Origin of the sequence: Nocardia sp. CA-107356, assembly GCF_050946365.1 — a bacterium.
Classification (GTDB): Bacteria; Actinomycetota; Actinomycetes; order Mycobacteriales; family Mycobacteriaceae; genus Nocardia.
Genome location: NZ_CP191992.1, coordinates 1,892,172 through 1,916,575 on the forward strand (window position 1 = coordinate 1,892,172; position 24,404 = coordinate 1,916,575).

The following is a 24,404-nucleotide window of genomic DNA, read 5'->3' on the forward strand; positions in this document are numbered from 1 at the left end:
GGCTCCCGTGCGTGCCGGAGGGACAAGTAACGCCGGAGATAATCGACTCGGCCAGGGCGGGTGCGTCCGGTGTTCGGTGATCGCGCACGCAGTGTCGGGTTGTCGAGCCGCCCGGATTTCGCGCTGGTCGGCGTGCTGCGCATCCCCGAAATCCAGTCCAGTCCATGGGCTTCGCTGGTACGTCGGGTGCTCTTCGCGATCGGCTTGCTGTGCGCCGCGGCGCTGGTGGTGTACGTGGGTCGCGATGGGTACCACGACAATTCCGGAAACGAGCTGTCGTTCCTCGACGCCTTCTACTATGCGACGGTATCGCTGTCCACCACCGGCTACGGCGATATCGCACCGGTGACCGCCGAGGCCAGGCTGGTCAATATCGTCATCATCACCCCGCTGCGCATTCTCTTCCTCATCGTGCTCGTCGGTACCACCATCGGCGTACTCACCGAGCGTTCGCGGCAGGCATTCAAGATTCAGCGTTGGAGGCGCAGCGTGCGTAATCACACCGTCGTCGTCGGATACGGGACGAAGGGCCGTACCGCGGTCGACGCCATGCTCGGCGACGGCGTGCAGCCCGGCGATATCGTCGTCGTCGATACCGATGCCGTGGCACTGGAGGCGGCGGCGAATGCGGGCCTGGTGACGGTGCACGGTTCGGCCACCCAATCCGATGTGCTCCGGCTGGCCGGTGTGCAGCGGGCGGCCGCGGTCATCGTCGCCGCCAACCGGGACGATACCGCCGTACTGGTCAGCCTGACGGCACGCGAACTCAATAAGAGCGCCAAGATCGTCGTCGCCATCCGGGAGGCCGAGAACACCCATCTGCTGCGCCAGTCCGGCGCGGATTCGGTGGTGGTTTCCTCCGAGACCGCGGGCAGGTTGCTCGGCATTGCCACCACCACCCCGACCGTGGTCGAGATGATCGAGGATCTGCTGACCCCCGAGCAGGGTTTCGCGGTCGCCGAACGCGATGTGGAACCGTCCGAGGTCGGCGGCTCGCCCCGCCATCTCGGCGATATCGTGCTCGGCGTGGTGCGCGGCGGCATGCTGATCCGGGTAGGCCAGGCCGAGGTGGACGCGCTGGAGGCGACCGACAAGCTGCTGTACATCCGGCACGCGGGCAGGTAATACCGGCGCGACGGCTGGCGTTCGCGACGGCGCGATAGTCTCGAACCGTGGCCTCAGGATTTCAGCTCAATGGTGTTCCACTGCTTTCGCGTTCAGTGCTCGACCGGGCCGAGGAGATCCGGACCGATGAGCAGGCGCTGAAGGAGGGCTGGGCCGACGCCGAACTACTCCGGGTCAACAAGCGCGGGCAGTTCCGCTTCGACGACGGTGCGCTGGTGCTGGAACCGGCGATCGAACTGTCCGCCGAGCCGAATCCGGCCGCGGTATTTCTCGGTATCAGCGGCGGCAAACATGTGTGGGCGATCCGCGATCCCGAGTTGCAGGGCACTCTGACCGATCTGCGGGCCATGGCGGCCGGCGTCGACGATCTCACCGCCGGTCTGCTCACGGCCGCCATGGCCCTGCTGAACTGGCATGACAAGGCCGGGTTCAATGCCGCCGACGGCACCGCGACCATCACGACCAAGGGCGGTTGGTCGCGAGTCGCCGAGAACGGCCACGAGGAGTTTCCCCGTATCGACCCAGCCGTCATCTGCCTCATCCACGACGGCGGCGACCGGGTGCTGCTCGCCCGCCAGCACACCTGGCCCAAGACGCTGTTCTCCCTGCTCGCCGGATTCGTCGAGGCGGGGGAGTCGCTGGAGCGGTGCGTCGAGCGCGAGATGCTCGAGGAAGTCGGCGTCGCGGTCGGTGACATCACCTACCTCGGCAGCCAGCCGTGGCCGTTCCCGCGCTCGCTGATGCTCGGTTTCACCGCCGTCGCCGATCCCGATCAGCCGCTCATCTTTTCCGATGGTGAGATCGCCGAGGCTTACTGGTTCACCAGGGCCGAGGTGCGCGAGGCGCTGGCCGTCGGCGATTGGTCCGCGCAGAACCAGGGCGCGCGGCTATTGCTGCCGGGGTCGATCTCCATCGCGCGCACGATTGTGGAGTCCTGGGCCGCGCTGGAGAGCTGAGCGCGGGCACGAATAGCTCCGTGCGGGCCGTTGAGGTCCGCACGGATGTGGTGGCCGCCTGATCAGGCCAGTGTGGCCAGCGTCTGCTTGACCGCGGCCAGCGACGGGTTGGTCGCCGTTGAACCGTCCGCGAACTTCACCGTCGGCACCACATGGTTGCCGCCGTTCACACTGCCGACGAACTCGGCCGATGCCGCATCCTGTTCGATATCGACCTCGACATAACTGATACCGGACTCGTCCAGCTGCTTCTTGAGCCTGCGGCAGTAGCCGCACCAGGTGGTCGAGTACATCGTCAAAGCGGGAGTCACATCAGTCACGGATCGTTCAACATTCTACGGTCCGATCCTGTTCCATCCTGGGACTTGCGCGAGATTTAATATGCGCGCATACTAAATCCATGACAACGATCGCCACCGCACAGGCCACCTCGACCGCTGCATCCGCCGCCTTCTTCGCCACATGGGCCGATATGGGCACGTGGCCGGAGTGGAACAACGACACCGAATGGGTCCGTCTCGACGGTCCGTTCGTCCAGGGCGCGACCGGCACCTTGAAGCCGAAGGGCGGCCCCAAGGTCCCGTTCCGCGTCGAGCGGCTCTCCGATACCGAATTCGTCGACGTCTCCAAGCTCATCGGCGCCCGACTGACCTTCGATCACCAGGTCACCACCGCTTCGGAGGGCACAACGGTGACGGTGACCGTCTCGATCGACGGGCCGCTGCGCTGGTTCTGGATCAAGGTGATGGGCGGCGATATCGCCGAGTCGGTGCAGCCGGATCTCGACGCGCTCGTCGCGGCGGCCGAGGCGGTGCTGGTATGAGCACGACGGGGCCTCGATACTGGCTGGGCGTCGTCTCCAGGGAACATGTGCGCCGCGGTGTCGAACTCGGCATCGTCCAGGTCAACCACGGCAAGCGGACACCGCTCGAACGGATGCGCCCCGGCGACGGTTTCCTCTATTACTCACCACGCGAGGGCATGCGGTCCGGCGCGCCGATCCGCGCATTCACCGCGATCGGCACCATCGACGACCGCCCCGTCTGGCAGGCGGACTCCCAGGACGGCGGCTGCTTCCAACCCTGGCGGCGCGCGGTCAGCTATCGCACCGATGCGCGCGAGACTCCGATCGATGAATTGCACGGCGAACTGGATCTGACCAGCGCACCGAACTGGGGCATGGTGCTGCGCCGCGGACTGGTCGAACTCACTGCCCACGACTACACGCTCATCGCCAGGGCCATGATCGACCGGGATCACGCGCTGGCAGGATCAATGGCCTCGATCGACGGCGAAGGAAGTCGATGAGTGAGCGGGAAGGCCTGCACTCCAGATTCGCCGAGGCCGACGAAAGCCCGGGACTGTTGCTCTGGCAGGTGACCAACCGCTGGCAGGCCGCCCAGCGCGCGGTGCTGGCTCCGTTCGACCTCACCCATGTGCAATTCGTCCTGCTGGCCGCGCTGACCTATCTGGCCGCCCGTCGCGATGAACCGGTGATGCAACGTGATCTGGCCGCGCATGCCGCCACCGATCCGATGATGACCTCCCAGGTCCTGCGCGCGCTCGAACAGAAGGGCCTGCTCGAGCGCCGCGACCACCCGCACGACCGCAGGGCCAAGGCCCTGGTTCCCACCGAAGACGGTGTGGCACTGGCGAATCGGGCGCTGGTCGTGGTCGAGAACTGCGATCAGGAGTTCTTCGCCCCGCTCGGCACGGATGCCCGCGCCTTCGCGGGCGCGCTGCAACAATTGCGCGACCGCAAGAACTCGCCGGGCGCGAGCTGACAACGGCTCGACCGGGCCGCTTCTTGTCCGGCGGCACGACTTGTCGGCGGGCACTGCCATGATGTGTGTCGTGTCGGCAACCAGTACGAGCGAGCCCGTCCGCCGAGCGCTGGACTCGCTGGACCCGGAACAGGCCGCCGCCGTGCGCGCGCCGCGGGGTCCGGTGTGTGTGCTCGCGGGCGCCGGCACCGGCAAGACCAGGACCATCACCCATCGCATCGCACATCTGGTCTCCGCCGGACATGTGAAGGCCGATCAGGTGCTCGCGGTGACGTTCACCGCGCGCGCGGCAGGGGAGATGCGCGCCCGCCTGCGCGCGCTCGGACTCGCCGGCGAGGCCAATCAGGTGCAGGCCCGCACCTTCCATGCCGCCGCGCTGCGGCAGCTGAAGTATTTCTGGCCGCAGATCGTCGGCGATGTGCCCTGGCAGTTGCTCGATCGCAAATTCCCGATCGTGGCTCAGGCGGCGCACCAGGCCGGATTGTCCTCGCATACGGACGCCGTCCGCGATCTGCTCACCGAAATCGAATGGGCCAAAGCCACACTCATCGCGCCGGAGGACTATCCGGCGGCCGTTGCCGAACATCGGCGCGAGGCGCCCTATGACCCGATGCGGGTCGCGGCGGTCTACAGCGGCTACGAAAAGCTGAAGGCCACGCCGGACGGTCTGCTGCTCGACTTCGACGATCTATTGCTGCACACCGCGGCCGCACTGGAGGACTATCCGGCGGTGGCCGACGAATTCCGCAGCCGCTACCGCAGTTTCGTGGTCGATGAATACCAGGACGTCACGCCGTTGCAGCAGCGGGTGCTCGATGCCTGGCTCGGCGAGCGCGACGATCTGACCGTCGTCGGCGATGCGAACCAGACGATCTACTCGTTCACCGGCGCCACCCCCGGCTTTCTGCTCGACTTCTCCCGACGCTTTCCGGAGGCGACGGTGGTCCGGCTGGAACGCGACTATCGCTCGACTCCGCAGGTGGTCTCGCTGGCCAATCGGGTCATCGGTGCCGCGCGTGGGCGCATCGCCGGCACCCGGCTGCAACTGATCGGCCAGCGCGAGGACGGGCCGGAACCGGGCTTCGCCGAATTCGACGACGGTCCGGCCGAGGCCACGGCGGTCGCCAGGTCCATCAAGAAACTGATCGCCGCTGGCACGCCGGCCGCCGAAATCGCGGTGCTCTACCGCATCAACGCGCAATCCGAAGCCTATGAACAGGCGATGACAGACCAAAACATTCCGTATGTGGTCCGCGGCGGGGAGGGCTTCTTCGCCCGGGCCGAGGTAAGGCAAGCCGTATCCGTGTTGCGTCAGGTCGCATCCCGCGACGATCTGCCCGATCAGTCCCGTAGCGGTAAGGCCTTGGTCACCTTGGTCCGTGCCGCACTCGCGCCGGTCGGCCTCACCGCCACCGAACCAGCGGGCGCCCAGGCCCGTGAGCGCTGGGAATCGCTGGTGGCGTTGGTGCGCCTGACCGAGGAGTTGGTCGAGCACGACGACGCGCTCGATCTGCTCGGCCTGCTGCGTGAACTGGCCGCGCGCGCCGAGGCCAGACATCCACCGACCGTGCAGGGTGTCACCCTCGCGTCGTTGCACGCGGCGAAGGGGCTGGAGTGGGATGCGGTATTCCTCGTCGGCGTCGCCGATGGCACCCTGCCGATCGCACATGTGCTCGGCGACGACGGCTCGGTCGCCGATCAGGCCGCACTCGAAGAGGAGCGGAGGCTGCTCTACGTGGGCGTGACCAGGGCCCGCGAACATCTGCAGCTGTCCTGGGCGCTGGCTCGCGGCGGGGGCAGCAGACGCACCCGGCGGCGCTCCCGATTCCTCAACGGTCTGGTGCCCGACGATTCGCCTGCCTCGCGAATCGCGGCGCCGGTCGCCGCCACCACCTCGAACGGCGTGCGCCCGACCTGCCGGGTATGTGCCAAACCGTTGATCGGCACCTACGCCACCATGCTCGGTCGCTGCCGCCGCTGTCCGGCAGAACTGGACGCCGAGCTACTTGCCGCGCTGCAGACGTGGCGCGAGGAGAAAGCGCAGGATCTGCGGGTACGTGAGTTCGTGATCTTCACCGACACCACGCTCACCGCGATCGCCGAGCAACTGCCCGCCGACGACCATGCGCTCACCGCCATCCCCGGAATCGGGGCGAAGAAGCTCGAGCAATACGGGGCCGATGTGTTGAAGATAGTGGCATCGCGGCTGCGGTCAAGCCCACAAAACCGCAGGTAGAAAATAGGTTGTCGCGATGGGCGACAACACATATGGTGGGAATCACGCACCGGGAGGTCATCCCGGCGCGCACAGTTACCGACACGAGCTCAGGAGGGAGGCAGAACGATGAATGACAACACGAACTTCAGCGCCAGCGGCGTTGCGGTGAATGCTGCACCCGTCATGTCGGCCTCCCGGGGGATCCTCGATTTGCAGGGGATCGGTCTGTCCGGCGTCGACGTATTCGGGATTCAGGCGCAATCCATGCCAATGCATTCCCCGATTTGCGTCAACGAGCAGGACAAGCCCAGCGCGGGCTGGCACCCGGCATTTGCCACCGAGGCAGAAGTCGGCGCATTCGCAGTTGAGGCCGGATATGCACCGGCAGATCTGCGGGCAGCACGCCTCCGCCGCACCACCCACCCAGCGACCGTGATCAGGATTCGACAGAGATGTCGAACTAGGTAGGGAACACTCCCCGACCTCCTGGCCACGGATCGCCCGAAGCGAAACCGTGGCCAGTATTTTTTTACCGGCCCTTCAGCCACAACCGGCCTCGGTTTCGCGGAACGAACGAAACGTACCGCTGCAAACGAGCTGAAGGAGAACGACGTGTTCACCGCAGAGAGCTGGCCACAAGCCACTACTGACGTGACATGCCGAGCCGTGGCACGCCCCCGGGAGGTCACAAAGGTCCTGCCTTGTCGAGCCGGAGACCCCGATCTCTGGTTCGCCGAGAGCCCGGGACAGTTGGAGCAGGCCAAGGCGCTGTGCGCGTCGTGCCCCATCCGTAAGGGCTGCCTGAGCGCGGCCATGGATCGGCGTGAGCCGTGGGGTGTCTGGGGCGGTGAGATCTTCGAACAGGGTGTCGTGATCGCCCGCAAGCGCCCGCGCGGTCGCCCGCGCAAGGTCGCGATCTCGGCATGAGATCGCCGACCTGTCTCCCTCCGGTCGCTGAGGCCTATCCGGCCGTTTCGGATCCGGGCAGGGCCCAGGAACGAGAAAGCAGACGAGCCGCTCACCGTGAGATCCGGTGGGCGGCTCGTTTGCGTTCTGGGCCAACGCTTTTCGGCGCGACGCGGTCAGCGCGGTGTGTGTGGAGCTCGTATTCGTCCGCCTCTTCTCCAGCTGACTCGGGAAAGACTGTGACAATACGGGTTCTACAGCAGGCGGACGTTGTGGCCAGCGGTCTCCACGACATCGTCGAAATGCCCCTCGATGGTCTGTTTGGCCATGCTCAGCGTGAACCCTCGTGCGGTCCCCACCGGGACGTGCGATGGCATCGCCAAGGCGTAGCGGTCGACGAGCACATCCAGGACGACCGGACCGCCCCTGTGCGCCAGCGCGGCCCGGATCCCGGTGCGCAGATCGCCGGGCTCCTCGATCCGAATGCCCTTGGCGCCCAATGCTTCGGCGACCTTGCCGAAGTCCGGGTTCACGAAATCCGTTCCGTACGGGACCAGCCCGGCCTCCTGCTGCTCGATATTGACGAAATCGAGTTGGCCGTTGTTCAGGACGATGTGCACCACTGCTGCCTTGCGCTGCACCTCGGTCAGCAGATCGCCTAGACCGAGCATGGTGAACCCGCCGTCCCCGCACAGCGCGATGGTCTGGCGGCCCGGGAAGGCCAGTTGCGCACCGAACGCGTTGGGGGAGGCGTTGGCCATCGATGCCCACGAGAATGACCCGAACAGACGACGTTTCGGCCCGTAGTGGATATGCCGGGATGCCCAGATGACCGGCGTACCGGTATCGGCGAAGAACAGTGCGTCATCGGCGGCCTCCTCGTCGAGTACCGATGCCAGGTACTCGGGACGAATCGGCGTCAGCTCCGGACCCTTGGTCACATAGTGCTGGAGTCGCTTGTTGAAATGCTCGGTCTCCTTGACACATTTGTGCAGAAACCGTTCGCTGGTCTTGGCCGCCACCATCGGCAGCAGCGCGGCGACCGTCGCGCCGACATCGCCGATAACCGCCAACTCCAACGGAACTCGCCTGCCCAGGTGGCGCGCGTTGCGGTCGACCTGGATCACCTTGACCTTGCTCTGCGGCAGGAAGTTGGCGAACGGAAAGTCGGTGCCGAGCATCAGCAGCACATCGCAGTGGTTGACCGCCTCCCAGCAGCCGCCGTACCCGAGCAGACCGGTCATACCGACCGCGTTGCGGTTGTCGTGTTCGAGCCACTGCTTGCCCTTGAGCGAATAGCCGACCGGCGCCTTCAATTTCGTCGCGAGAGCGCGCACTTCGCCACCCGCTTCGGCGCAGCCGTCACCGCCGAAGATCGCGACCTTGGCGCCGTCGTTGATCAACGCGGCCATCGCGGTCAGGTCATCGGGTGCGGCCGGGCCGATGGTTGTGGACGGAAGTGCCACGCGCATAGTGCCTTTCGGCGCATTCTGCATGGCGACGTCGCCGGGCAGTGACACCACGGTTGGCCCGCGCTCGGCCATCGCGACAGTGATCGCACTGCCCACGACGTGGTGCAACTGGGCCGGATTGCCGATCCGGCCGATGTACAGCGCGGCGGTATCGAAGAATTTGTAGGGGTTGAGTTCCTCGACGGTGCTGCTGTCGAGCAGTGCCGTCTCGCTGTCACCCGCGATGGCGATGACCGGCGCGCCTTCCTTGCGGGCGTCGAGCAGCCCGTTGATCAGGTGTGTGACACCCGGACCCGCGGTACCGCAGACCGCCACCGGTCGCCCGGTCAGACAGGCCTCGGCGACCGCCGCGAAGACCCCGTACTCCTCGTGCCGCACATGGACGAAATCGATGCCGCCGTTGCGGTGCATCGCATCGATCACCGGATTGAGGGCGTCACCCACAATGCCGTAACAGCGCTGGACCCCTGCCGACACCAGCATCTCCCACATACCGTCAGCGACATTCTTTGCCATTGCCGATCTCCTTCGTGAATCGTCTGGGTCGTACACGAAGTGGTGGAACAGGCAGTAGAGACCAATCGGTCGGATCCTGCCGTCGCGGCGGTAGGACCGTTCCGTCATCGGGGATCGTCAGCCGGCCGGTAGCCGGCCCTGGTTCAGCTGGCCGTGCGCTCCTCGCGGAAGCCGGGCATCCAGGTACGCACCAGCTGCATGAACGGCAACTCCGCGTCGAGCTGAGCCAGGATGCCGACCGAACCGCCGAGCACCCGGAAGATCATCACGAACTGCGCGGGCAACTGCAGAGCGCGCGCGGTCTTCATATCCTGGCTGGTGATATCGGAGGCCTTACCCGCCACCCGCTGCATCCACCTGCGGGTGAAGTGGAACGAATCGGTCTGGATCGGGTCGGTGAACGGCCGCAGGTAGTCGGCGATCTCCTTATCGGTGACGGTCCGGCCCGGAATCACCCAACCGTTGTCGTACAAGAGCTCGACCAGTTCATCGAAGCGTTCGTCGATTTCGAGCGCGAGCATTCGCCCGAGGATCTCCGGAAAGCCGTCCGGCATGGGGGCGCAGGCGCCGAAGTCGATGACGGCCAGTTTGCCGTCGGGCAGCATCATGAAGTTGCCGGGATGCGGGTCGGCGTGCAGCAGGCCGACGGTCTCCGGTGCGGAGAAGTGGAACTTGCCCATCAATCCGGCGACCCGATTGCGCAGAGCACGGGTGCCCTCCGGATCCTCGGCGCCCTGTTTGATGATCGCCGAGACCGACGTGCCGTCGACCCATTCGGTCACGATCACCTTCGGCGCGCTGGCCACCACCTTCGGCACCACGATCTCCGGATGGCCGTCGTAGCCCTTCGCGAAGGCGCGCTGGTTGGCGGCCTCGTTGCGGTAGTCGAGTTCTTCCTCGGTGCGTTCGGTGATCTCGGCCAGGATCGGCTTGACATCCGCGCCCGGAATTACCGAGGCGATCAGGCCGGTCATCCGGGATAGTGTCTTGAGATCGGCGCGCAGCGCCTCATCGGCACCCGGATACTGCACCTTCACCGCCACGACCCGGCCGTCGGACCAGACCGCCCTGTGCACCTGGCCGATGCTCGCCGATGCGGCGGGAGTGTCGTCGAAGGATCGAAAGCGCTGCCGCCATTGGGTGCCGAGCTGCTGGTCGAGGACCCGGTGCACCGTCTCGGCTGGTATCGGCGGCGCGGCCGCCTGCAGCTTGGTGAGTGCGTCGCGATAGTGCTCGCCGAACTCCTCGGGAACCGCGGCCTCCATCACGCTCAGCGCCTGGCCGAACTTCATCGCGCCACCCTTGAGCTCACCCAGCACGGTGAACAACTGCTCGGCGGCCTTCTGGTTCAACTGGGCGTTGATCTCCGACTTGTCGCCACCGGCCAGCTTCTTACCGAACCCGACGGCGGCCCGTCCGGCGATCCCGAGCGGAATCTTGGCTAACTTGGCATTGCGGGTTGAGCGACGACGCACAATCTCAGACACGTACCCATCATGGCGGACAGACCCGTGGCTTTGCCATGCCAATCTTGATGTCTTTCCTTGGCGGAACGTAAGAATCAACACTCTCATCGGGTCGGACCAGCGAAAATTCCGCGGCATCCGCAGCCGTCGTGCTGTGGCCATTCGCGGCGCGAGATCCGGTGCGTATCCAGTTCGAGTTCGATCGTGGTGTTCATGGTGTCGAGCGGTCGCTCGGGGGAACAGCGCATGATCGCCTCGAGTTCGCCGAGCAGCAACGCCGCCGTGGCCAGGACTCCGGCCGGTGAGGCGTGCCCGACCCGGCCGAGCAACTGGCTCGCGAGCTGCGGCCATTCCGGGTCGTATTCACACCGGGTGAGGTCGAGGCAGCGCAGACAACTCGTCAGGCCGGGAAACACCAGCGGCCCCACGATTCCCCTGTTGCCATCGCGAATGCGGACCTGCAGATGCGGAATCCCGTGCAGCACCAGCTCATTGGCGAGTCGCGGGTCGATGACCAACGCATCGGCCAGCACCACGAGTTCACCGCGCCAATCGGGTACCGAACCGTCGGGACGGTACCCGCGCGACCGGATCGCGCGCAGCCCGAGCCGCCGCAGCCCGGTCGCGACCGCATCCGACAGCGGCCCGAGCCCGTGCACCCGCACCGAGCGCACCTGGCCGAGCCGCTGGTCGGGTTGCAGGAGCAGCCCCGCGTCATCGATCCGGTTCAGCAGCTCGACCGCCTGCTCGGCGGCGATCCCACACTCCCCGGCCCGCCAGATGACCTGCGGTCGACTCTGCATCCCGTCCAGCAGTCGCAGAAACGCGAGCACCGTCTCGGTGTCCAACGCGGTCCGATCCAGCAGCAGCGCGCACTCCGGATCCCACCCCAGCTGCACGACTCCGGAGGGTCGCACCAATACCGTCACCCGCGGCGCCAGCATCGGTCCGCACATCCGCATCGTCATGCCAGCAGTATGCGGACCGCGTGATCGGCGAATCAGTGCGAATCTCGCAGTAATCCACAGGGATTCGTACCTATCAACAGGACAGTTCTAGGACGCGTCGGTGTCCTTACCGAGGTTCGGGCCGGATTCGCCGTTGTCCTCGGCGGCCTCGCGCTCGGCCTTCTCGCGGGCCTCGGTCGCGGCCAGTTGGGCCAGCGGATCGGCGAAGACGTCCGCGCCGCCACCGATGACCGAATCGATGAAGGCGGCGGGGGAGTCCAGATCGTTGGAATCCGGTAGCAGGTCCGGATGCGCCCAGAGGGCGTCTCTGGCGTCGATACCGGCATCGGTGCTCAGCCGCCGCCACAGCGCCGCCGCCTCGCGCAGCTTGCGGGGACGCAGCTCCAGTCCGACCAGGGTCGCGAAGGTCTGTTCGGCCGGGCCGCCGGTGGCGCGGCGGCGAATGAGGGTTTCGGCGAGCGCGCCGGCGCCGGGGAGGCGATCACCGACCGCGTCGGTGACCACGACCTGGACCCAGCCCTCGATCAGGGCGAGCAGGGTCTCCAGTCGTTCCAGTGCCTGCTTCTGTTCCGGGGTGGTCTGCGGTTCGAAGGTGCCCTGGGACAGGATCTCCTCGAGCTTCGAGGGATCGGTCAGCGACATCGGGTCGATGCCCTGGGCCGCCGACTCCAGTGCCGAGAAGTCCATCTTGATGCCGCGCGCATAATCCTCGACCGCGCCGAGCACCTGCTGACGCAGCCACGGCACATGTCCGAACAGTCGCTGATGCGCGGCCTCGCGGGCCGCGAGGAAGACCATGATCTCGCTCTCCGGCTGCTCGAGTCCGGCGCTGAACTCGGAGATCGCCGCTGGCAGCAGCGCCGCGGTGCCGGTCGGGCCGAGCGGCAGCCCGATATCGGTGGAGGTCAGCACCTCCTTGGCGAGCTGGCCGAGCGCCTGGCCGAGCTGCGAGCCGAATGCCAGCCCGCCCATCTGCCCGAGCATGCCGACCATCGGCCCGGCGAATTCGCGCGCCTCCTCCGGCAGCTGTGCGGTCCACATTCCGGAGATCTGTTCGGCCACCGGATCACACAGCCGCTTCCAGGTCGGCAGCGTCTCCTCGATCCAGTCGTTGGCGGTCCAGGCCGCGGTCTTATTCGCGCCAGCGGGCAGGGTGGTCGCACCGTCGAGCCACAGTTCGGCCAGGTGCGCGGCGTCGGCGACGGCGCTGACGGTGCCCGAGGCCACCGGCGACACACTCGCGCCGAGCTGCTGGCGGGCCAGTCGCTTGGCCACGTCGTAGTTGACCGGACCGGAGGATTGCGCCGACCCCGGCTGCCCCATCCCACTGAGCATCTGGCCGAGCGAGGTGAGCATCTGGCCGAGCTGTGCCGGATCGAAACCGCCTGCGCCTGCCCCGCCCGAGCCGAACGGATCGTTCGCCCCAGGACCGCTCGGCTCGTCGCCGCGCTTGCGGTCGTCGTCGTCGCGGTTCGAGAATCCGAAGGGGAGGTCACTCATACCCTAAACATACGCGTGTGGGGTCGGGGTTCGATGTTCGCGCGGCGCGAAATCGGGACACGCGCGTGGGGCCCGAATATGCGCCTCGCCCGCCCGCTCGCGTGGGCGATCACTACTGTGGTCCAGGTGAATCGTCGGATCCTGACCCTGGTGGCCGCCTTGATCCCGGTGCTCGTGCTCGGTGCGGTGGGTAGCGTGCTCACTGTGCCGTTCGTCGCACTCGGTCCGGGGCCCACGTTCAATACTCTGGGCGCGGTGGACGGCCAGCAGGTCGTCGATGTCCGCGGCGCCGAAGTGGACCCGGTGACCGGGCACCTGAATATGACCACGGTCTCGGTGCGCGACGGGCTGAACATCTTCGAGGCATTCGGGTTCTGGGTCAGCGGTGAGCATGGGTTGGTCCCGCGCGCCGAGGTGTATCCGCCCGGTGTCCCGCGCGAGGAAATCGATAAGTCCAACCAGCAGGACTTCAAGAACTCCGAGGGCAATGCCGAGATGGCCGCGCTGCACTTCTTGAACCTGCCGACGGTGGTGCTGGTGGGCAACGTCTCCGACGACGGCCCGGCCAAGCAGACGCTGCAGGCGGGCGACGAACTGGTCAGCGTCAACGGTGCCCCGATCGCCGCGCCCAAGGATGTCATCGCCGCGGTCTCCTCGCAGGCGCCGGGCAGTCAGCTCACCGTGGTGTACCGCCGCGAGAACGCCGAGCAGACCGCGACGATCACGCTGGCCGCCCGTCCCGATGACGCGAACAAAGGCTTTCTCGGTCTGGGCCTGACCGAGGGCGCGCGCCCACTCATGCAGGTCTCGTTCAATCTCGCCGATATCGGCGGCCCGTCGGCGGGCCTGATGTTCAGCCTCGCGCTGATCGACAAGCTCTCGCCCGGCGAACTCGACGGCGGCAAGTTCGTCGCCGGTACCGGCACCATCGATCAGGACGGCAAGGTCGGCCCGATCGGCGGTATCCAATACAAGATGATGGCCGCGCGCGATGCCGGTGCCGAGACCTTCCTGGTCCCGGCCGCCAACTGCAATGAAGCCAAGCAGCGCAGCCCGGAGGGTCTGCGGCTGGTGAAGGTCGAAAACCTCAGCGGCGCAGTGCAATCGCTCAACGACATCAACGCGGGCCGCGACACCGTTTCCTGCGGCTGATTCACTCCATCGTGTGGTGCAGTGCCTCGATGAGGTTCGGCGCCAGATTCGGGTAGGTGCGCAGGTCGAGGTCGCCGAAATCGTCGGCGTCGTCCTCCGGCTTGATCTGCAGCAGGCACAGCTCGGTGCCTTCGCGCAGCACCGCGGCGAACAGCCGTGCGGTGCGCCGTTCCGGATGTGTCTCGGCGGCGGCGCGGGCGGCCGCGTCGGCGGCCTCGTGATCGGCGAGCAGTGGGGTGAGCGCGTCGTCCAGGGTGCTCTCGGCATCCGGCGGGAGCACCACGATCTCCTGGACCAGCACACAGCCCCTGACCGCATCGGGCCAGCTGGTGGTCGCGAGAAATTCGTCGAGTGCCATCGATCCGCCGGTGATGTCATCCGGGAACGATTCCTGCGCAATGGGAGTCAGTTCGCTGCCCTGGTCGAGCTGATCGAGCAACCCCGGCTCGGCCGCGACCAGATCGGCCGTCGGCACCAGCGCGAACATCTGCGGCGGTCTGCCCCAACCCTCAGCGTCGACGAAGTCCGCCACCTCACGGACGGATCGGGCGAGGACGAGTTCGGCGTGCAGATCTTCGGTCACATCGGACATCCTTTCACCACTGTCACAGCATGCGGGCCGAGGGCGGCGCCAATTTTCGCACCCACCACGGAGCGAGTCTTACGAGTGAGGAGTTCGTGTCTTGTCTCGTGTCCGGGTCGTTGAAGCGTGTGCGCCGTAGGCGTGAGTCTCGGCTGCGGTGCGGGTGTATATCCGGTGTCGAACGATCCGTACCTCGGTGACCCTGACGGAGCGAGTCTTACGAGTGAGGAGTTCGTGTCTTGTCTCGTGTCCGGGTCGTTGAAGCGTGTGCGCCGTAGGCGTGAGTCTCGGCTGCGGTGCGGGTGTATATCCGGTGTCGAACGATCCGTACCTCGGTGACCCTGACGGAGCGAGTCTTACGAGTGAGGAGTTCGTGTCTTGTCTCGTGTCCGGGTCGTTGAAGCGTGTGCGCCGTAGGCGTGAGTCTCGGCTGCGGTGCGGGTGTATATCCGGTGTCGAACGATCCGTACCTCGGTGACCCTGACGGAGCGAGTCTTACGAGTGAGGAGTTCGTGTCTTGTCTCGTGTCCGGGTCGTTGAAGCGTGTGCGCCGTAGGCGTGAGTCTCGGCTGCGGTGCGGGTGTATATCCGGTGTCGAACGATCCGTACCTCGGTGACCCTGACGGAGCGAGTCTTACGAGTGAGGAGTTCGTGTCTTGTCTCGTGTCCGGGTCGTTGAAGCGTGTGCGCCGTAGGCGTGAGTCTCGGCTGCGGTGCGGGTGTATATCCGGTGTCGAACGATCCGTACCTCGGTGACCCTGACGGAGCGAGTCTTACGAGCGACCCGTTCGCGGCCCGTCTCGCGTCCGAGTCGTCGAAGCGCATGCGCCGCAGGCGCGAGTCTCGACGGCTCGGACGCGAGACCAAGGGGGCCGCGAACACGCCGCGCCCGCGCGGCCAACAACACAGATTCCGTAGAGTGGCAGCGAGACGGTCCGGAACGGACCACCTGCAACATCGGACTGCGGTGCGACGGCCGAACGATCGGTACGAGCGCCGCCGGACCTTGGAGAGTGGCATCGTGGGCATGCGGCCCCCCACCGGCTTACCTTCGTTGTCCCGACGCAGCCGAGTGCTGCTGGTGGCGGCCATCATTCTGGCAGCACTGCTGCTGCTCGGACCGCGGCTGACCGACACCTATACGAACTGGTTGTGGTTCGGCGAGGTCGGTTTCCGCAATGTATATCTCACCGTCTTGCGCACGCGGATCCTGTTGTTCCTCGTCGTGGCGCTGTTCGTCGGCCTCGTCGTCTGGTTGGCGCTGCTGCTGGCCTACCGGACCCGGCCGGTATTCGTGCCGGTGGCGGGTCCGAACGATCCGATCGCGCGCTACCGCACCACGGTGATGAGTCGGCTCAAGCTGTTCGGTATCGGGATCCCGCTGGTGCTCGGCGTGCTGTCCGGCTTGGTGGCGCAGTCGAATTGGGTCACCGTGCAGCTGTTCCTCAACGGCGGCTCGTTCGGTCAGAAGGATCCGCAGTTCGGCCTGGACGTCGGCTTCTATGCCTTCGATCTGCCCTTCTATCGAATGATGCTGAACTGGCTGTTCGTCGCGGTGGTCATCGCGTTCTTCGCCAGCCTGGTCACGCACTACGTCTTCGGTGGCCTGCGGCTGAGCGGACGTGAGGGCACGTTGACCCGCCCCGCGCGCATCCAGTTGGCCCTGATCGCCGGAATTTTCGTGCTGCTCAAGGCCGTCGCGTACTGGTTCGACCGTTACGAACTGCTTTCCAGCAGCCGCAAGGAGCCGACGTTCACCGGCGGTTCCTACACCGATATCAACGCCGTGCTGCCCGCGAAGCTGATTCTGTTGTCCATCGCGGTGATCTGCGCGATCGCCTTCTTCGCCGGGATCGTGCTGCGCGATCTGCGGGTGCCAGCGATGGCTGCCGCGCTGCTCGTACTCTCCTCGGTCCTGGTCGGCGCGGTGTGGCCGCTGGTGGTCGAGCAGTTCTCGGTGCGCCCGAACGCCGCCGACAAGGAGAGCACGTATATCGAACGCAATATCGCCGCCACCAGGCAGGCGTTCGGGATCACCTCCGACAAGATCGAGTACAAGGACTACAAGGGCGACAGTAAGAAGAGTCCGCTGGAGGTTCCGGTCGACGCGGCCACCATCGGCAATGCGCGACTGCTCGACCCGAATATCCTCTCGCCCACCTTCACCCAGCTCAAGCAGCTGAAGAATTTCTACGGCTTCCCGGAGTCGCTGGACATCGATCGCTACAACCTCGGCGGCGACGTACAGGACTACATCGTGGCCGCGCGTGAGCTGCATCCGTCGGCGCTGAGCGGCAACCAGCTCGACTGGATCAACAAGCACACCGTCTACACCCACGGCAACGGCTTCGTGGCCGCGCCGGCCAACCGGGTCAACAAGCCGCAGTACGACGATCCGAATGCCGCCGGTGGCAGCAGCGACAGCGGCTATCCGATCTTCCTGGTCAGCGACCTGTTCAACACGACCGACCAGCAGCAGATCAAGGTCGATCAGCCGCGCATCTACTATGGCGAGCTGATCTCGCAGTCCAACCCGGATTACGCGATCGTCGGCGGCGTCGGCGGCCAGCAGCCGCGTGAATACGACTCCGATACCGCGCAATTCACCTATAGCGGCAAGGGCGGCGTCTCGATCGGCAACTGGTTCAACCGGTTGGCCTTCGCCGCGAAGTACACCGAGCGCAACATCCTGTTCTCCTCCGCCATCGGTGACAACTCCAAGATCATCTTCAATCGCAGTCCGCGCGAGCGGGTGCAGAAGGTGGCGCCGTGGCTGACCACCGACGGTAATGCCTATCCGGCGGTCGTCGACGGGCGGATCCAGTGGATCGTCGACGCCTACACCACGCTGGACAACTACCCGTACGCGCAGACCACCTCGCTGGAGGGCGCGGTCGAGGACAGCATCGATAAGAAGACCGGACGGCTGTTGCCGCGCAAGGAGGTCAGCTACATCCGCAACTCGGTGAAGGCGACCGTCGACGCCTATGACGGTACGGTGACCCTCTACGAGGTGGATTCCACCGACCCGGTACTCAAGGCCTGGCGCGGTGTGTTCCCCGGCGCGGTCAAGCCGGAGAGCGAGATCTCCCCGGAGTTGCGCGCACACTTCCGCTATCCCGAGGATCTGTTCAAGGTGCAGCGCGAAATGCTGACCAAGTACCACGTGGACAATCCGCGAGAGTTCTTCACCAACAACGCATTCTGGTCGGTGCCGAGTGATCCGACCACCGAGGGCGGCACCTTCAATCAGCCGCCTTACTATGTGCTGCTCGGTGATCCGACGACGAATAAGCCGGTGTTCAATCTGACCAGTGCCATGGTCGGCTACAACCGGCAGTTCCTGTCCGCCTATATCTCGGTGCGGTCGGATCCGGACGGCTACGGCAAATTCACCATTTTGCAATTGCCGACCGATACCCAAACACAGGGTCCACAGCAAACCCAGAACAGTATGACGACGGCCCCCGAAGTCTCCAGTCAGAAAACACTGCTGTCGAACTCGAACAAGATCAGATACGGCAATCTGCTGACCTTGCCGATCGCCGACGGCGGAATCCTGTATGTGGAGCCGTTTTACAACGAGCGAAATACCGGGGCGGGCAGCTCCACCTTCCCGCAGCTGCTGCGCGTGCTGGTGAGCTATCGCGATGTGGCGGGCAGTGTGAAGGTCGGCTTTGCCTCGACCTTGGCCGATGCGCTGAATCAGGTGCTGCCGGGGACGGGTTCGCTGGCCACGCCGTTCGGCGGTGATCCGGCGAGCAGGCCGAAACCGGGCACCGCACCGCCGTCGGACCACGGCGCAACGCCGCCGGCGCAAGGCACTACCCCGCCGGCGCAGGGCACCACCCCACCGCCCGCGACCGGATCCACCGCCAAGGACGCGGCGGCCGCGGATTTGAACAAGAAGATCGAGAATGTGCGAAATTCCATGAAGTCCGGCAACTTCCAGGACTTCGGCAAGGCGCTGGAGGAACTGGAGGCCGCGGTGAAGGCCTATCAGGACGCCGGTCGCTGACCGTTGAACCGAGAACGGCCCCGTCGCCCGGAAGTGGGTGGCGGGGCCGTTCTAGTTGACGCCGGACGAGCCGACGTCACCTTCGGCGCCGTTGCCGAGTGACGTCGGATTCTTGCGTCAGCGACCGAACGAGTCGATCAGCGTGCTGTTCTGGTCCAGGATCTGCTGGTACTGGCCCTTCAGGCCGCTGCGCTCGGCCAGCTGGTAGCCCGCGGACTTGGCCTGCTCGATGGCGGTCTCGATGTTGGAGGACGGGGCAGGGGCGACCACGGCGGGGGCGGGCTCCGGCTCGATGACGGCCGGGCTCGGCTGGGATTCACCAGCGCGCAGGTACTGGCCGCAGACCGGCCAGGCGCCGGGGCCCTGGGTGGCGAGTACGTTCTCGGCGACCCGGATCTGCTCGTCCTTGCTGGCGCTATTGGCGGAACCGGCGCCACCGTTGGCGGCCCAGGTGCTCTGCGAGAACTGCAGACCGCCGTAGTAGCCGTTTCCGGTGTTGATACCCCAGTTGCCACCGCTCTCGCACTGCGCGACGCCGTCCCAGTTGTGGGTGGGGGCGGCCGAGGCGGTGGCGGTGGCGGTGGAAAGACCGAACGGGACGGCAACGATTGCGCCGGTTACGGCGGCATAGCCGAGGGCGCGGGTGCTGAGCTTTCGGTGCTTCGACATGATGGTTTCCCTCCCTGCGCCCACCGCCCCGGAAACCGAAAGCCCGAGTCCCTGCCCCCAGGTGTGTCGGGGATCCTCGAACCGCGGGACAGGGTCGCCGGTGTTCGGCAGTTCGAGTTCGAGCCCATCACGTTTGATCCGGGCCGTGGACCGACGGTAACGAAGAAATCTCAACAGATCACATCTTGATAACTTCGCCATTGCATGATTCGAATAGCGTGTATATCAGTGTTTGCGCAGGTCGTAAATGCCTTAAGAATGGATTCTGGACGGTCTGTTATAGCATCGTTATGTGTTCGGGATCACTACGAAATAGTGACTCAGGTCACGTTTGAATCCGTCGATCGACCGGTTCGATTGCATTCGTTGCGCGTCTATCGCCATTGGTGCGACAGCCCGGCTCGGCCTCTGTCGGCTGCCGGACTCGCCCCGGAGTGTTCCGTGTGCCGCACCGCCCGTCGCCGCTGTCGCCTTCTCGTTCGGCCTGCTGACCAGCGAAAACGTCCAACAATGTCAGCGATTTGCCTTCCCTGCGTAGACGTGTGTAATGTTGTGTTTACCGACGCGGGGTGGAGCAGCTCGGTAGCTCGCTGGGCTCATAACCCAGAGGTCGCAGGTTCAAATCCTGTCCCCGCTACTAGGGAAACGGCCCGGAACACATTGTTCCGGGCCGTTTTTCATTGCTCCTCGAAACATATTCGGGAACCTTAGCGAAGCTCAGGATTCTGAATCGTCCGCCAGATTCGGGTCGGCATCGTCCAGTAGATAGTCCGCGCCGCGGACCGCTGCATCCCGATCCATCCCGGCAGTATGTGTGAGTAGGTCTCGAGGGTGAACGCCACATCGGCGTGGCCGACTCGCTCGCTGACCACCTTCGGACTGATCCCAGCGGCCAGCGCACCGGTCACGTAGGAGTGCCTCAGATCGTAGAACCGGATCTCAGAAGCCTTGCCTCCGCGGCCAGACGCTTGAACCTCTCCCGGGTCGAGTCTGGATGGACAGGGCGACCGTCTTCCCATGTGAACACACGATCCGTGTCCTGGTAGTCGACGCCGAAGAACTTCCGTTCGGCATCCTGGACGACTTTCCAGTCACGCAATACCTGGACGGTGTCCGGGTCGAGCGAGTTCTGTCGGACGGAGTCGTCGGTCTCGACTTCGCCGTCCTGGGCGCGGACGTCGACGACCACACGGCTCTCGTGGATCGATTGCCCGTGACGCTGTGGCTGGCTTCCTACGCGCTTGTGTCAATGTGAAACACTACGAGATCAGAGCCGGAGCATTTACGCGGTTCCCAGCGCCCGGCGGCTCGGTACGTTGAGATCCTTTGGGGGCGTGCGCGAAAGGGAACAACCCGTGGATTCGGACTATTGGTGGGAAGAGGACTCGCCAGATGATTCCGAGACGAACCCGGATCGGAGGGAGCACTGGCGCGACTACCTGCTGCGTCGACAAGGAACCTTCGGCCTGGCGTTCAGTGACCGCGACAACAACCGCAACTTCGGCTGGAAGACGATCGCTCAGGCAGTTGGCGACCTGCAGATCGTGCGCTTCTCTTCCGACCCCGTGCACTACCATCGAACTGCCCGAGATGCCAAGGCTGATGGTGACGACGGCTTTCGGCTGATGCTGCCGGTGCACGGGGAATTTCGGCTCCGGCAGGGCGACGATGCTGGAATCTTCAGGCCCGGGGACGTCGCGTTGATTCGCTGGGACTCGGGCGTGATCATGCGGCAAGATGCTCCGTTGGATGCTCTGATCATGACCGTTCCAGCCCATTCGGTAGATCACGACCTCGCCGGAGACGCCCCGCTCGCCCTGGATGCAAGTCGCCCCTTGATTGCCTCGCTGGTAGGTCAGATGAGTCAACTTCACGCCAACCACGGGCAGTGGACCTCACACGATTTCAGCATCGCATATCGCAGTGCGCTTTTCCTGCTCGAGGGGGTGCTCCACCCAACCCGAGCTGTCACAGAGCAGGGACATGCATTCCTGGCTGCACAAGCCCGGGAGAAAATGGAAACCCACGCAGACGAGCCCAATTTGACGCTGGAAGCCGTCGCCGAGATGTGCAAGGTCTCCCATCGGACGCTGCACACCGCGCTGACGGAAACCTTCGGCGTCACGCCGGCCGCGTTGCTGCGCAAGATCCGCCTCGACCGCGCATATCAGCGACTGTCCAAACCTGGGCGCGTCGACATGAACTGGGTTGTCCGCGCGGCGGGGTACACCTCGGTGCGCGGGTTCAGCGATGCCTTCCGGCGTCAGCACGAGCAGACCCCGCGTGAGTTGCGCGAACAGCTAAACGGGTAGATGCCGAGGGGCCGCGGAAAAGCATTGCCGGACACCACGGTTCGATATCGCTGATAGGTGCGGGCCGGTGTCGGGACCTGACCGCATTGGTAGGGTCCCGACGCGACAGAAAGGGACAACTGCGGCCCGGCCGCACGCCACAAAATCACGAAACCATCCCATCGCGCACCACCCGATGCTGCGGCCGGAGCTTCACCACGCTCCCGGTAGAGGCGCCCCTCGCCAGCCCCGACGGCGTCTGCTGGCGAACCACAACCCAGTTCCCCCCTCGTCCAGGTCGGGGAGCACAGAAGCGCGGGCCGCCACTCGATGATCGGGCTGGCCGGGATCGGGGTCGGGGCAGCGCTTCTCGCAGCAGAGGGTTCGGGGCTGGGTTTGACTGATCACTGCTCGGCTCGCCACCGCGCGGATGTCTTGCAAGGATCCTCCGAAAACTTGCAAAGAATCTCCGGAATTCGCGTCTAAAGTTTTTCATGCCCCAAGGAAGTGGCATCGGCCTAACACCTCGAAGCTCTCGGCACACTGGCCGGGTGGCCGGCGCTTCTGTCGGCACTGGGCAAAGTGTTGACCCGACGTTCATATCGAGCCGAAACCCCTTGGACGCAAAGCGAGTTCACATGATCTGCATTCGCATAGTCGGAGATGAAGAGGCGGGCTCGGGTGCTATGCCTTGACGCCGAGGTACAGACGGTGCGATCGCGTCGCGACCGTGGCAACCGGCGCAGGGGGCCGGTTGCCGATTCGTGCCCAGCGACAGTCCGGGGTGATCCCCGTGGAGCGCCACGTGGGCGTCGATTTCGACATCGAAGGACTGCCGAAGGCAGGCAACGGCCGCCACTGCAACTCCTCACCGAGATCACCATCGTCGCGGCACGGTCGCAGTGGTAGATGTCGCCGCACCTCCCGGCATTCGGACCTTGTCCACAGCAGGCGACGAAGGGCCGCCGGACGGTCGAATGAACAGGGGAAAGCAAAACGTGTGGTATCTGATCGATGCCGCGACACCGGGGATGGTCATCCGCCACGTGCCGGAGGAAGGCATGCCCCGAGAGCGGACCCTGCATCGCGCGATCCGTCCGAACTCGTTGGCTGCTATTGCCTCTTCGGCCATCACGGACGCCATCGCATCAAACCAGATGTGCGCCCGCGAAATCCGGATCCGCGGCGAGGCACACAAGGTCTTCGCGCTGCCGGTGCCTGGACCAGACGGAGGGCCTCTGGCGGTTCAGATGTGGGTCGGTTCACAGGCTGATACCCCTGTGGACCCTCCCGCGATCGACGTCCTGGTGTGGGACGGCAAGCAATGGACCGTGCTGAACAGCGGGCGGGGTGGGGCGGTGCTGCCCGAGGGATTTCCACTGCTACACGGGGCGTGGTTTCTGTCGCGGATCATCGAGTGCGAAGAACGCGACCGGCTGATTACCGCAGCGCTCGACGCGCAACCAGGAACGCAGTGGCAGGGACCGATGCGGGTCCTGACCGCCGACGACGAGAAGACAACCCGTGTCTTCGGATTCTTCCGCTACCACTCACCGCATTCCCTGCGCGGGCTGCTGCTCCAAGTGGAGCAGGATCGCCAACCCGGCATCGTGCTGCCGACCTATCACGGCGGCGCGGCTGCCGGGCTGCTCGGCGGAACCATCGCCTTGATCGACACCGAAACCCTGCAGATTGTCGAGTGGCTGACGCCGCCGCTAACCGGCATCGCCTGGCGGCATCATCCAGCATCCCGTGGCACCGACCCGTCGGCGGATCGCAAAGAATTCAACTTGACCACCACGCATCTCATCCACCCCGACGATCTTGCGTACTACCTCACACCGCTCTTGGACCTAGTGAAGGACCGCATCAAATCGGCCCGATCGGTCGTTCGGCTGCTCACGCTCGAACACGAGTGGCAACTCGTCGAGCTTTACTGCATGCGACTACCCCACGGGCTTCCCAGGTTCCTGACGTGCCTGATCCGACCAGTGGGAGACGACATGCGGCCGGGGCTCGTTTCCGAAAACTGCCCCCACCGAGACGTCGCCGACGGGTGTCAACGCTCGAATCCGGTGGAGAAGAACCGCGAGATCGACCTCTTGGTCGCGGCGCAGGCCGCCGATGAATGAGTGCAGGCGCGGGTAGGACGGTGGCGTTGGCGAAGTGAATTCGCTTGACAGCTCGGCTGGCACGCGATCGGACCGCCCTGAAAGGCCAGCTGGTTTCGCGCTGTCGGGCGACTGATTCGATATGCATCCCAAAGGTGGGGCCTTGGGTGGGAACGGATTTGGGAACGAAACAAGCTGGATCCGTCGAGACCGGTGGGACCGTGTGGCTTGGCTAGAGGTGATGCGGTCCCGCTGACCAGCGCATCTGGCACAGGAGAAGACCCTGGGAGCGTGACCTCGCTGAGCTCATAACCCAGAGGTCGCAGGGTTCAAATCCTGTCCCCGCTACTAGGGAAAACGGCGCGGAACACATTGTTCCGGGCCGTTTTTCATTGCTCCTCGAATGCATATTCGGGAACCTTGGCCAAGCTCGGGATTCTGAATCGTCCGCCGGATTCGGGTCGGCATCGTCCCGTGGGATCTCGGGAAGCCCCGCTTTCGCGGCCGGACGCTCGAACCTCTCCCGGATCGAATTCCGGGCGGATGGGGCGACCGCCCCCGTGTGAACGTGTCCTAGTGGTCGACGCCGAAGAAGTCTCATTCGACATCCTGGCAAGGGGTGGCGCACACACCCTCGGTCAAAAAGTAAATGCTGACATTTCACAATTG

The 24,404-nt window shown here is 65.2% G+C and carries 21 protein-coding genes and 1 tRNA gene; 13 read left to right on the plus strand and 9 right to left on the minus strand.

Features of this window, described 5'->3' with window-relative positions; translation table 11 throughout:
• Positions 1 to 69 precede the first annotated feature (69 nt).
• Both ACQP1G_RS08710 and nudC read left to right on the plus strand, forming a co-directional pair.
• Entirely contained in the window at positions 70 to 1,125 is a 1,056-nt protein-coding gene (locus ACQP1G_RS08710; RefSeq protein ID WP_433200565.1) for a potassium channel family protein, read from the plus strand.
• Between the two features lie 47 nt (positions 1,126 to 1,172).
• Positions 1,173 to 2,081, plus strand: a complete 909-nt coding sequence (gene nudC, locus ACQP1G_RS08715; RefSeq protein WP_433200568.1) for an NAD(+) diphosphatase — start codon at positions 1,173 to 1,175, stop codon at positions 2,079 to 2,081.
• A gap of 62 nt (positions 2,082 to 2,143) precedes the next feature.
• Here nudC and ACQP1G_RS08720 read toward each other — a convergent pair whose 3' ends face one another.
• Positions 2,144 to 2,374, minus strand: a complete 231-nt coding sequence (locus ACQP1G_RS08720; RefSeq protein ID WP_433208324.1) for a mycoredoxin — start codon at positions 2,372 to 2,374, stop codon at positions 2,144 to 2,146.
• Positions 2,375 to 2,481: 107 nt separating this feature from the next.
• Between ACQP1G_RS08720 and ACQP1G_RS08725 the strand changes: the two genes are divergently transcribed.
• The 6 genes from ACQP1G_RS08725 (at position 2,482) to ACQP1G_RS08750 (ending at position 7,010) form a co-directional block, all read left to right on the plus strand.
• Positions 2,482 to 2,904 carry an SRPBCC family protein gene (locus ACQP1G_RS08725; protein ID WP_433200571.1) on the plus strand — a complete coding sequence of 141 codons (423 nt, stop codon included), beginning with the start codon at positions 2,482 to 2,484 and terminating at the stop codon, positions 2,902 to 2,904.
• Complete coding sequence (locus ACQP1G_RS08730; RefSeq protein WP_433200574.1) at positions 2,901 to 3,389, plus strand: EVE domain-containing protein; 489 nt, start codon at positions 2,901 to 2,903, stop codon at positions 3,387 to 3,389. The genes ACQP1G_RS08725 and ACQP1G_RS08730 overlap by 4 nt, the downstream gene beginning before the upstream one ends.
• Positions 3,386 to 3,865 carry a MarR family winged helix-turn-helix transcriptional regulator gene (locus ACQP1G_RS08735; RefSeq protein WP_433200577.1) on the plus strand — a complete coding sequence of 160 codons (480 nt, stop codon included), beginning with the start codon at positions 3,386 to 3,388 and terminating at the stop codon, positions 3,863 to 3,865. The genes ACQP1G_RS08730 and ACQP1G_RS08735 overlap by 4 nt, the downstream gene beginning before the upstream one ends.
• A 58-nt stretch (positions 3,866 to 3,923) precedes the next feature.
• Entirely contained in the window at positions 3,924 to 6,101 is a 2,178-nt protein-coding gene (locus tag ACQP1G_RS08740; protein WP_433200580.1) for an ATP-dependent DNA helicase UvrD2, read from the plus strand.
• A gap of 108 nt (positions 6,102 to 6,209) precedes the next feature.
• On the plus strand, positions 6,210 to 6,551 hold the full coding sequence (locus ACQP1G_RS08745; RefSeq protein ID WP_433200583.1) for a hypothetical protein: 342 nt from the start codon (positions 6,210 to 6,212) through the stop codon (positions 6,549 to 6,551).
• A 183-nt stretch (positions 6,552 to 6,734) separates the two neighbouring features.
• On the plus strand, positions 6,735 to 7,010 hold the full coding sequence (locus ACQP1G_RS08750) for a WhiB family transcriptional regulator (RefSeq protein ID WP_433208327.1): 276 nt from the start codon (positions 6,735 to 6,737) through the stop codon (positions 7,008 to 7,010).
• Positions 7,011 to 7,243: 233 nt separating this feature from the next.
• Here ACQP1G_RS08750 and ACQP1G_RS08755 read toward each other — a convergent pair whose 3' ends face one another.
• From ACQP1G_RS08755 to ACQP1G_RS08770, 4 genes are all read right to left on the minus strand, one after another.
• On the minus strand, positions 7,244 to 8,977 hold the full coding sequence (locus tag ACQP1G_RS08755; RefSeq protein ID WP_433200586.1) for a thiamine pyrophosphate-dependent enzyme: 1,734 nt from the start codon (positions 8,975 to 8,977) through the stop codon (positions 7,244 to 7,246).
• Positions 8,978 to 9,120: 143 nt separating this feature from the next.
• Positions 9,121 to 10,464 (minus strand): ABC1 kinase family protein, encoded by a 1,344-nt coding sequence (locus ACQP1G_RS08760; protein WP_433200589.1) that lies wholly within the window; start codon positions 10,462 to 10,464, stop codon positions 9,121 to 9,123.
• Between the two features lie 83 nt (positions 10,465 to 10,547).
• Positions 10,548 to 11,411, minus strand: a complete 864-nt coding sequence (locus ACQP1G_RS08765) for a hypothetical protein (RefSeq protein ID WP_433200592.1) — start codon at positions 11,409 to 11,411, stop codon at positions 10,548 to 10,550.
• 87 nt (positions 11,412 to 11,498) lie between these two features.
• Positions 11,499 to 12,911 (minus strand): zinc-dependent metalloprotease, encoded by a 1,413-nt coding sequence (locus tag ACQP1G_RS08770; RefSeq protein WP_433200594.1) that lies wholly within the window; start codon positions 12,909 to 12,911, stop codon positions 11,499 to 11,501.
• 126 nt (positions 12,912 to 13,037) lie between these two features.
• On the opposite strand from ACQP1G_RS08770, the gene ACQP1G_RS08775 reads away from it, so the two are divergent.
• On the plus strand, positions 13,038 to 14,063 hold the full coding sequence (locus ACQP1G_RS08775) for a YlbL family protein (protein ID WP_433200597.1): 1,026 nt from the start codon (positions 13,038 to 13,040) through the stop codon (positions 14,061 to 14,063).
• A 1-nt stretch (position 14,064) separates the two neighbouring features.
• On the opposite strand, the gene ACQP1G_RS08780 is transcribed toward ACQP1G_RS08775, so the two are convergent.
• Positions 14,065 to 14,655: a PPA1309 family protein gene (locus ACQP1G_RS08780; RefSeq protein ID WP_433200600.1), complete on the minus strand. Its 591-nt coding sequence runs from the start codon at positions 14,653 to 14,655 to the stop codon at positions 14,065 to 14,067.
• Between the two features lie 1,012 nt (positions 14,656 to 15,667).
• On the opposite strand from ACQP1G_RS08780, the gene ACQP1G_RS08785 reads away from it, so the two are divergent.
• Entirely contained in the window at positions 15,668 to 18,664 is a 2,997-nt protein-coding gene (locus ACQP1G_RS08785) for a UPF0182 family protein (protein WP_433200602.1), read from the plus strand.
• A 117-nt stretch (positions 18,665 to 18,781) separates the two neighbouring features.
• Here the strand turns inward: ACQP1G_RS08785 and ACQP1G_RS08790 are convergent, their stop codons facing one another.
• Complete coding sequence (locus ACQP1G_RS08790) at positions 18,782 to 19,333, minus strand: transglycosylase family protein (protein WP_433200605.1); 552 nt, start codon at positions 19,331 to 19,333, stop codon at positions 18,782 to 18,784.
• A gap of 563 nt (positions 19,334 to 19,896) precedes the next feature.
• Between ACQP1G_RS08790 and ACQP1G_RS08795 the strand changes: the two genes are divergently transcribed.
• Positions 19,897 to 19,970: transfer RNA gene (locus tag ACQP1G_RS08795), tRNA-Met, on the plus strand.
• A 70-nt stretch (positions 19,971 to 20,040) separates the two neighbouring features.
• Here the strand turns inward: ACQP1G_RS08795 and ACQP1G_RS08800 are convergent.
• Both ACQP1G_RS08800 and ACQP1G_RS08805 read right to left on the minus strand, forming a co-directional pair.
• Positions 20,041 to 20,241 carry a hypothetical protein gene (locus ACQP1G_RS08800; protein WP_433200608.1) on the minus strand — a complete coding sequence of 67 codons (201 nt, stop codon included), beginning with the start codon at positions 20,239 to 20,241 and terminating at the stop codon, positions 20,041 to 20,043.
• A gap of 11 nt (positions 20,242 to 20,252) precedes the next feature.
• Positions 20,253 to 20,522 carry a hypothetical protein gene (locus ACQP1G_RS08805; protein WP_433200611.1) on the minus strand — a complete coding sequence of 90 codons (270 nt, stop codon included), beginning with the start codon at positions 20,520 to 20,522 and terminating at the stop codon, positions 20,253 to 20,255.
• A 166-nt stretch (positions 20,523 to 20,688) separates the two neighbouring features.
• On the opposite strand from ACQP1G_RS08805, the gene ACQP1G_RS08810 reads away from it, so the two are divergent.
• A complete protein-coding gene (locus ACQP1G_RS08810) occupies positions 20,689 to 21,645 on the plus strand; it encodes a helix-turn-helix domain-containing protein (RefSeq protein WP_433200614.1) in 957 nt (318 codons plus the stop codon).
• A 956-nt stretch (positions 21,646 to 22,601) separates the two neighbouring features.
• Positions 22,602 to 23,756 carry a GAF domain-containing protein gene (locus ACQP1G_RS08815; protein WP_433200617.1) on the plus strand — a complete coding sequence of 385 codons (1,155 nt, stop codon included), beginning with the start codon at positions 22,602 to 22,604 and terminating at the stop codon, positions 23,754 to 23,756.
• Positions 23,757 to 24,404 lie beyond the last annotated feature (648 nt).

Excerpts from the sequence above, each read along its gene's own strand:
- ACQP1G_RS08720 (WP_433208324.1), bottom strand. The coding sequence starts at position 2,374 with ATGTACTCGACCACCTGGTGCGGCTACTGCCGCAGGCTCAAGAAGCAG.
- ACQP1G_RS08725 (WP_433200571.1), top strand. The coding sequence starts at position 2,482 with ATGACAACGATCGCCACCGCACAGGCCACCTCGACCGCTGCATCCGCC.
- ACQP1G_RS08730 (WP_433200574.1), top strand. The coding sequence starts at position 2,901 with ATGAGCACGACGGGGCCTCGATACTGGCTGGGCGTCGTCTCCAGGGAA.
- ACQP1G_RS08735 (WP_433200577.1), top strand. The coding sequence starts at position 3,386 with ATGAGTGAGCGGGAAGGCCTGCACTCCAGATTCGCCGAGGCCGACGAA.
- ACQP1G_RS08740 (WP_433200580.1), top strand. The coding sequence starts at position 3,924 with ATGATGTGTGTCGTGTCGGCAACCAGTACGAGCGAGCCCGTCCGCCGA.
- ACQP1G_RS08745 (WP_433200583.1), top strand. The coding sequence starts at position 6,210 with ATGAATGACAACACGAACTTCAGCGCCAGCGGCGTTGCGGTGAATGCT.
- ACQP1G_RS08755 (WP_433200586.1), bottom strand. The coding sequence starts at position 8,977 with ATGGCAAAGAATGTCGCTGACGGTATGTGGGAGATGCTGGTGTCGGCA.
- ACQP1G_RS08765 (WP_433200592.1), bottom strand. The coding sequence starts at position 11,411 with ATGACGATGCGGATGTGCGGACCGATGCTGGCGCCGCGGGTGACGGTA.
- ACQP1G_RS08770 (WP_433200594.1), bottom strand. The coding sequence starts at position 12,911 with ATGAGTGACCTCCCCTTCGGATTCTCGAACCGCGACGACGACGACCGC.
- ACQP1G_RS08780 (WP_433200600.1), bottom strand. The coding sequence starts at position 14,655 with ATGTCCGATGTGACCGAAGATCTGCACGCCGAACTCGTCCTCGCCCGA.
- ACQP1G_RS08790 (WP_433200605.1), bottom strand. The coding sequence starts at position 19,333 with ATGTCGAAGCACCGAAAGCTCAGCACCCGCGCCCTCGGCTATGCCGCC.
- ACQP1G_RS08815 (WP_433200617.1), top strand. The coding sequence starts at position 22,602 with ATGAACAGGGGAAAGCAAAACGTGTGGTATCTGATCGATGCCGCGACA.